Here is a 6,937-nt window from a genome sequence, read left to right as displayed (position 1 = left end):
TCACTACCGGGGTGGATCGTTGTGTTGAGGTTGACGGCCAGCGGCCGTCACTACCGGGTGGATCGTTGCAATGAGGTTGACGGCCAGCGGCCGTCACTACCGGGGTGGATCGTTGCAATGAGGTTGACGGCCAGCGGCCGTCACTACCGGGGTGGATCGTCGTGTTGAGGTTGAGGGCCAGCGGCCGTCATTACCGGCTTGGATCGTTGTTACGCGGGTGAAGGTTGACGGCCGGCGGCCGTCGTTACCGGTCGTCGCGCTGCCGCATGCTGCCGCGCCAGGCTTCGAGGAACTGGCGGCGTTTCAGCGCGTCCAGGTACACCAGCAGGCCGGGGCCCAACTGGATGGGCCGGTAGCTGCGCTCAGGCGAGCGGCCACGTTGCTGGCCCTGCGCGGGCAGGATCGGCATCAGCCGCGCCTCGCGCGAGAGCACCTGCTGGCCACGCGGCGAGAGCAGGTAGTCCAGGAAGCGGCGCGACTCCTCCGGGTGCCGGCTGCTGCGCGGGATCACCGCGGTGCGCAGCACCACCAGGGTGTAGTCCTCCGGCTCGACGATGCCCAGCGGCGCGCCGGCGTCGATGCGCGCCTGCGCGTAGGAGCCCAACACGTTGTAGACCAGCGACAGCTGGCCACTGCTGACCCTGTCCAGCAACACGCCGGTGCGTTCTTCCAGCTGCACGCCGTTGTCGCCGAGCGCGCCGAGCAGCGCACCGGCCATGCTGCCGCGCTGGCCGTCCTGGGTGGCCAGCAGGTAGCCCACGCTGCTGCGCTCCACATCGTAGGTGCCCACCCTGCCCTGCAGCGGCGCGTCCGGCGCGCGCAGCAGGTCCAGCAGCTGGCGGCGCGTGCGGGGCACCCGTGCGGCCGGCAGCGTGCGCGTGTTGTAGACCATCGCCACCGGTTCGTAGCTGATTCCGAACGCCTCGTGCCGCCATTGCGCCCACGCCGGCAGCGCGTCGGTCTGCACCGAGCGGTGCGCCAACGCGTGGCCGTCGTTTACCAGCTTGGTCTGCAGGTCCATGCCGCTGCTGATCAGCATGTCCGGCGCGTTCGGCCCGCTGCGGTCGCGCAGGTAGCGCGCATAGATGTCCTGGGTGATCACGTCCTCGTAGAGAATCTCGGTGCCCGGGTGCAGGCGCTGGTAGTCGGCGATGACGGTGGCGAACACCTCGATGTCGGTCGAGCCGTGGATGCGCAGCTGCGCGGTCGGCACGCCTTTGGCGGGAAACCGCTGTACATCGCCGGGTGCCCCCCACGCATTGCCCGCGACGACCAGCAGCAGCACAAGCCATGCAGCTTTCATGGATGCATCCTCGGCAGGCGGATGGTGGCGACCAGTCCCCCGCCCACGCGGTTGCTCAGATCGATCTGGCCCCCATGGCTGTCGATGACGCGCTTGACGATCGCCAGGCCCAGCCCGGCACCGCCGGCAGCCGCGCCCTCGCCGCGCGCGAAGCGCTCGAACACCCGCTCGGCGTCGGCCGCGGCAATGCCCGGGCCGTGGTCGGCAATGGTCAGCACGCACTGCTGTGCTTCTTCGGTCAGCGCCACCTGCAGGCTGCCGTCGCCACCGTATTTGACCGCGTTGTCGATCAGGTTCTTGATCGCCTCGCGCAGCAGCAGCGCATCGCCCTGCACCCAGGCCGCCTGCACGCCAACGGCCAGCTGCACGCGCGGCGCCGGCATCGCCTGTGGCAGGGCTTCATGCAGTGCCTGGTGCAGGATTTCGGCCAGATCGACCGGTGCGAAGCGCTGCAGGTTGGCGCGGTGGATCACGCTGGCGTCGCTGAGCAGCTGGTTGAGCAGGCGGCTCATGTGGGTGGCATTGCGCTCGATGGCGTGCAGGCTGCGGCGCATGTCCTCTGGCTCTTCTTCGTCCAGCGCCAGCTGTGCCTGCGCGCGCAGTGCCGCCAACGGCGTGCGCATCTGGTGCGCGGCCTCAGCCATGAACGCGCGCAGGGTTTCGTTGCTGGCCGACAGCCGGCCCATGAAGTGGTTCAGCGCGCCGACCATCTTGTCCATCTCGCGCGGCACGCTGGCATCCAGCGGTTTCAGATCGGAGGGCTCGCGCCGTGCCAGCTCACGCTCCATCCGCACCAGCGGACGCAGCGCACGGTGCACGCCCAGCCCGACCAGGGCCAGCGACAGGAGCGACAACACCCCGATCGCCAGCAGCGCGCGGGTCACCATGTCCTGGGCCAGCGCCTCGCGCGCCCGGCGGGTCTGCCCGACCTGGACGCGCACTTCGCCCTGCGCCGACGGCGAGGACACCCGCCGTGACACCACCACAAAGCGCACCTGCTCCCCGCTGTAGGGGGCATCGAACAATTGCGGGCGATCGCTGGGCGGGTGCGGTGGCGCGGGCAGGTCCGGGTAGCCGGTCACGGTGGCATCGCGCGCATCGGAGACCCGATAGAACACGCGGTCTTCCGGCGCCATCGCCAACAGGTCCAGCGCGGCATACGGCAGATCGACCTGCCACTGGGCCTCCACCAGCGCCAYCGAATCGATGATCGACAATGCCGAGGACACCAGCAGGTGGTCGTAGGAGCGATTGGCCGCGCGCTGGCCGTAGTCGCGTGCGCCGAACAACAGGACGATGGCGAACAGCGCCAGGAACGCGCCCAGGTACAGCCACAAGGTGTGCCGGATCGAGCCGGAGGTGCGCGGGTCAGTCGCCATCGGCGGCCGCGCCCGCAGCGTCGTCGATGGCCTCAAGCAGATAACCACTACCACGCACGGTCACGATCCGCAGCGGCGCGTCGGCCAGCTTGCGGCGCAGGCGGCCCACGTAGAGTTCGATCGCATTGGGGCCGGCCTCGTCATCGAAGCCGAACAGGCCGTTGCCGATCTCGTCCTTGCCCACCACCTGGCCCAGTCGCCCCATCAGGATTTCCAGCAGCCGGTATTCGCGGTTGGGCAGCTCGATCGGCTGGCCGTCCAGGCTGACCCGGTGCGAGGCGTTGTCGAACTGGAACGCGCCGATCTGCACCACTTCGCTGGCCTGGCCACGGGTGCGCCGCAGCAGCACCCGGCAGCGTGCTTCGAACTCGCGGAAGTCGAACGGTTTGCCCAGGTAATCATCGGCGCCGACATCCAGCGCCTGCACGCGGTCTTCGATGCCATCGCGCGCGGTCAGCATCAGCACCGGGGTGCTGTCGCCGCGCTCGCGCATGCCGGCCAGCACGCGCAGGCCGTCCAGCTTGGGCAGGCCGATATCCAGCACCACCAGGTCGAAGCTCTGGTAGCGCAGCACGCTGGCCGCGGCCAGCCCGTCGCGCTGCCAGTCCACCGCGTGGCCACTGCGGCGCATGCGGCGGACGATGGCATCGGCCAGGTCCGGGTTGTCTTCCACCAGCAGCAGGCGCATCGGTCGGGAAATCTCTCAGGAGCACGAATCCTAGCGCGAGCGGCCACTCCCGTGGGCTTCGCTGCAACGCACAAACCCCTGACAGGTGGATGACAGCTTCCCGGCTCTAGGCTGCGCCATCGCATCGCACACCGTGCCGATGCCATTGGCGACACACCTGCACGAACGAGTACCTGGGAGGGTCCGTGGAACTGAACACACTGCGCTGGCGCACGCCGGCCGCCTGTACCCTGCTGATGCTGGCCGCGCCGCTCTGGGCTGCCGAAGCCAGCGAGGAAGACCGCCCGGTCACCGCCACGCTCGGCGGCCGCCTGCATCTGGATTTCGCCGATTTCGACAATGACGGCCGTGGCACCCCGAACAAGGACGACACGGAGATCCGCCGCGCCTGGGTGGACGTGTCGGGCAGGTTCTTCGTGGTCGACTACAAGCTGGAAGCCGATTTTTCGGGCGACCGGGTCGAGGCCAAGGATGTGTTCGTCAGCCGCAGCTTCGGCGACGCAGGCAAGCTCACCGTCGGCCAGTTCAAGCAGTTCTTCTCGCTCGATGACCGCACCAGTTCCAACTACGGTACCTTCCTGGAGCGCGGCAACGCCGGCACCACGCTGGCGCCGTTGTACCGCCTCGGCGCCTCCTGGCAGGCCGCCCGTGGCGACATGACCTGGGCCGCCAGCGCCTACAGCCTGGAAAGCATCGACGCGTGGCAAGTGAAGGGCCGTGCCGCCGGTGGCCGCGCGACCTGGGCGCCGGGCGCCACCGCCGGCGATGTGCTGCACCTGGGCCTGTCGCTGGCCCACGAGCGCTATGACACTCCCGGCGCCAACGGTGTGCCCGGGCTGAAGATCCGCCCGCGCCCGGCTGGCCACCTCTCCGACAACAGCCGGCTGACCCTGGTCGATTTCTCGGCCGGGCGCGACACCGACGTCAACAAGTGGTCGCTGGAATACGCGCAGGTGCGCGGCCCGCTGTCCTGGCAGGGCGAATTCAGCGGTGCCACCTTCGACGACGGCAGCCAGCGCGGCAAGGTGCTGGCCGGCTACGGGCTGGTGAGCTGGTTCGTCACCGGCGAGTCGCGGGTGTACGACCGCAAGACCGGCCGCTTCGGGCGGGTCAAGGATTTCCAGCACACCGCCGGCGCGTTCGAGCTGGCACTGCGCTACGACCAGATGCGCGGCGACCAGCACCTGATCGGCCAGCCGGACCTGCGCGATGCACAGACCGAGGCATGGACGCTGGGCGGCAACTGGTACATGCGCGAAAACCTGCGCTTCATGCTCAACCTGATCGAAAGCCGCAACCGCGACCGCCTGGCCAGCGCCACGTTGGACCGCACCCGCGCGGTGACCGGCCGTCTGCAGTTCGATTTCTGACCCTCTTCTTCCGCCCTACCCCTCCTGGAGTCTGCAGATGATGCTGAGCATCCTCGGCTTTGGCATGGTCATTACATTCATGTACTTGATCATGAGCAAGCGGCTGTCGCCGCTGGTCGCCCTCATCACCATCCCGATCGTCTTCGCGCTGATCGGCGGCTTCGGCGCCGGCATCGACGAGATGATGCTGGAGGGCATCAAGAAGATCGCGCCCACCGGCGTGATGCTGATGTTCGCCATCCTCTACTTCGGGGTGATGATCGATGCGGGGCTGTTCGATCCGCTGGTGCGGATCATCCTGCGCTTCGTCAAGGGCGACCCGATGAAGATCGTGCTTGGCACCGCGATCCTGGCGATGCTGATCTCGCTCGATGGCGACGGTTCGACCACCTACATGATCACCGTGTCGGCGATGCTGCCGCTGTACCAACGGCTTGGCATGAACGCGCTCAACATGACCTGCGTAACCATCCTCGCCGGTGGCGTGATGAATCTGACCCCGTGGGGTGGGCCGACCGCGCGCGCGGCCACCGCGCTGCACGTGGACCCGGCCGATGTCTTCGTGCCGCTGATCCCCTCGATGGTGATCGCCTGCGCCGGCGTGCTGCTGCTGGCCTGGTATCTGGGCCTGAAGGAGCGCCGCCGCCTGGGCGTGGTGAGCCTGCCGCAGGGTGGCAGCTGGATGGACAACAGCGTGTCCGACGATGGCAATGCGCTGCCGACCGTCGAAGACGCCGAAGACGTCAAGCGCCCCAAGCTGCTGTGGGTGAACCTGGCGCTGACCATCGCGCTGATGACGGCGTTGATCCTGGGCGTGCTGCCGATGCCGGTGCTGTTCATGGTGGGCTTTGCGATCGCGCTGGTGATCAACTACCCCAACTTGGCCGAGCAGCGCCGCCGCGTGGTCAACCATGCCGGCAACGTGCTGTCGGTGGTGGCGCTGATCTTCGCCGCAGGTATTTTCACCGGCATCCTCAACAACACCGGCATGGTCGAGGCGATGTCGCACAGCTTCCTGGCGATCATCCCCGACAGCTGGGGCCCGTATCTTGCGGTGATCACCGCGATCGCATCCATGCCGTTCACCTTCTTCATGTCCAACGACGCCTTCTACTTCGGCGTGCTGCCAATCCTGTCCGAGGCTGCCGGCACCTACGGCATCACCCCGGTGGAGATGGCGCGTGCGTCGCTGGCCGGGCAGCCAGTGCACCTGCTCAGCCCGCTGGTGCCCTCGACTTACCTGCTGGTGGGCCTGGCCAAAGTGGAGTTTGCCGACCACCAGAAATTCACCCTGAAGTGGGCGATCGCCATCTCGCTGCTGTTGATGGTCGGTGGCCTGCTGTTCGGTCTGTATCCCATCGCGGCCTGATGGGCCGCGCCCTGATCCGGTTACCAAGGAGTCTTCAGCAATGACGCTTCGCATCGCTTACGTCACCAGCGGCATGGGCAGTGTTGGCACGGCCATCTGCCAGAAACTGGCGCGCAACGGCCACACGGTGGTCGCCGGTTGCGCACCGAACTCGCCACGCAAGGCCGGCTGGCTGCGCGAGCAGCGCGAGCTGGGCTTCGACTTCATTGCTTCGGAGGGCAATGCCGCGGACTGGTCGTCGACGGTGGCGGCGTTTGCCAAGGTCAAGGCGGAGGTCGGTGAGATCGACGTGCTGGTCAACAATGCCGGCGGCAGCCGCGACGTGCTGTTCCGGCAGATGAGTCCGGACGACTGGAACGCGGTGATGGGCTCGAATCTGCATGCGTTGTTCAACATCACCAAACAGGTGATCGACGGGATGACCGCGCGTGGCTGGGGCCGGATCGTGAACATCGGTTCGGTGAGCGCGCACAAGGGCCAGATCGGGCAGGTCAATTTCGCTACGGCCAAGGCGGCCATGCATGGCTTCAGCCGTGCGCTGGCCAATGAGGTGGCCGCACGCGGGGTGACGGTGAATACGATTTCGCCGGGGTATATCGCCAGCCAGTCGATCAGCAGTTTTCCGCCGGACGTGCTGGACCGGCTGGCCGGGTCGGTGCCGATCCGCCGGCTGGGCAAGCCGGAGGAAGTGGCGAGCCTGTGCGCGTGGCTGGCGTCGGATGATGCGGCCTACGTGACCGGTGCCGATTACGCGGTGAACGGTGGGTTGCACATGTTTTGACCTCGGCGCGTCCGGTTGGACGCGTTGCCTCCCCCGCGAGGTGAGCC

General features: G+C 67.6%; 6 protein-coding genes. 3 read left to right on the top strand and 3 right to left on the bottom strand.

Annotated features, from left to right (window positions below):
- Positions 1–244: 244 nt before the first annotated feature.
- The 3 genes from AC1DQP_RS14175 to AC1DQP_RS14165 are packed head-to-tail and all read right to left on the bottom strand — an operon-like array spanning position 245 to position 3,370.
- Entirely contained in the window at positions 245–1,303 is a 1,059-nt protein-coding gene (locus tag AC1DQP_RS14175; RefSeq protein ID WP_457320198.1) for an ABC transporter substrate-binding protein, read from the bottom strand.
- Positions 1,300–2,682 (bottom strand): sensor histidine kinase N-terminal domain-containing protein, encoded by a 1,383-nt coding sequence (locus AC1DQP_RS14170; protein ID WP_478051838.1) that lies wholly within the window; start codon positions 2,680–2,682, stop codon positions 1,300–1,302. The genes AC1DQP_RS14175 and AC1DQP_RS14170 overlap by 4 nt, the downstream gene beginning before the upstream one ends.
- Positions 2,672–3,370, bottom strand: coding sequence for a response regulator (locus AC1DQP_RS14165; protein WP_457320194.1), 699 nt, complete (start codon positions 3,368–3,370; stop codon positions 2,672–2,674). Before AC1DQP_RS14165 ends, AC1DQP_RS14170 begins: the two co-directional genes overlap by 11 nt.
- Positions 3,371–3,606: 236 nt before the next feature.
- On the opposite strand from AC1DQP_RS14165, the gene AC1DQP_RS14160 reads away from it, so the two are divergent.
- From AC1DQP_RS14160 to phbB, 3 genes are read left to right on the top strand one after another with little or no spacing between them, the layout of a single operon-like run.
- Positions 3,607–4,740, top strand: a complete 1,134-nt coding sequence (locus AC1DQP_RS14160) for an OprO/OprP family phosphate-selective porin (RefSeq protein ID WP_457320200.1) — start codon at positions 3,607–3,609, stop codon at positions 4,738–4,740.
- A 40-nt stretch (positions 4,741–4,780) separates the two neighbouring features.
- Complete coding sequence (locus AC1DQP_RS14155) at positions 4,781–6,109, top strand: CitMHS family transporter (protein WP_256776530.1); 1,329 nt, start codon at positions 4,781–4,783, stop codon at positions 6,107–6,109.
- A gap of 40 nt (positions 6,110–6,149) precedes the next feature.
- On the top strand, positions 6,150–6,890 hold the full coding sequence (gene phbB, locus AC1DQP_RS14150) for an acetoacetyl-CoA reductase (protein ID WP_256776519.1): 741 nt from the start codon (positions 6,150–6,152) through the stop codon (positions 6,888–6,890).
- Positions 6,891–6,937: the final 47 nt, after the last annotated feature.

The organism is Stenotrophomonas sp. P5_A8 (assembly GCF_056400545.1).
The sequence above is the reverse complement of the archived record's forward strand: the minus strand, read 5'-3'. Positions and strand labels throughout refer to the sequence as shown.

Bases quoted from the DNA above. Each gene is read 5' to 3' on its own strand.
- AC1DQP_RS14175 (WP_457320198.1), bottom strand. From the start codon at position 1,303: ATGAAAGCTGCATGGCTTGTGCTGCTGCTGGTCGTCGCGGGCAATGCG.
- AC1DQP_RS14165 (WP_457320194.1), bottom strand. From the start codon at position 3,370: ATGCGCCTGCTGCTGGTGGAAGACAACCCGGACCTGGCCGATGCCATC.
- AC1DQP_RS14160 (WP_457320200.1), top strand. From the start codon at position 3,607: ATGCTGGCCGCGCCGCTCTGGGCTGCCGAAGCCAGCGAGGAAGACCGC.
- AC1DQP_RS14155 (WP_256776530.1), top strand. From the start codon at position 4,781: ATGCTGAGCATCCTCGGCTTTGGCATGGTCATTACATTCATGTACTTG.
- phbB (WP_256776519.1), top strand. From the start codon at position 6,150: ATGACGCTTCGCATCGCTTACGTCACCAGCGGCATGGGCAGTGTTGGC.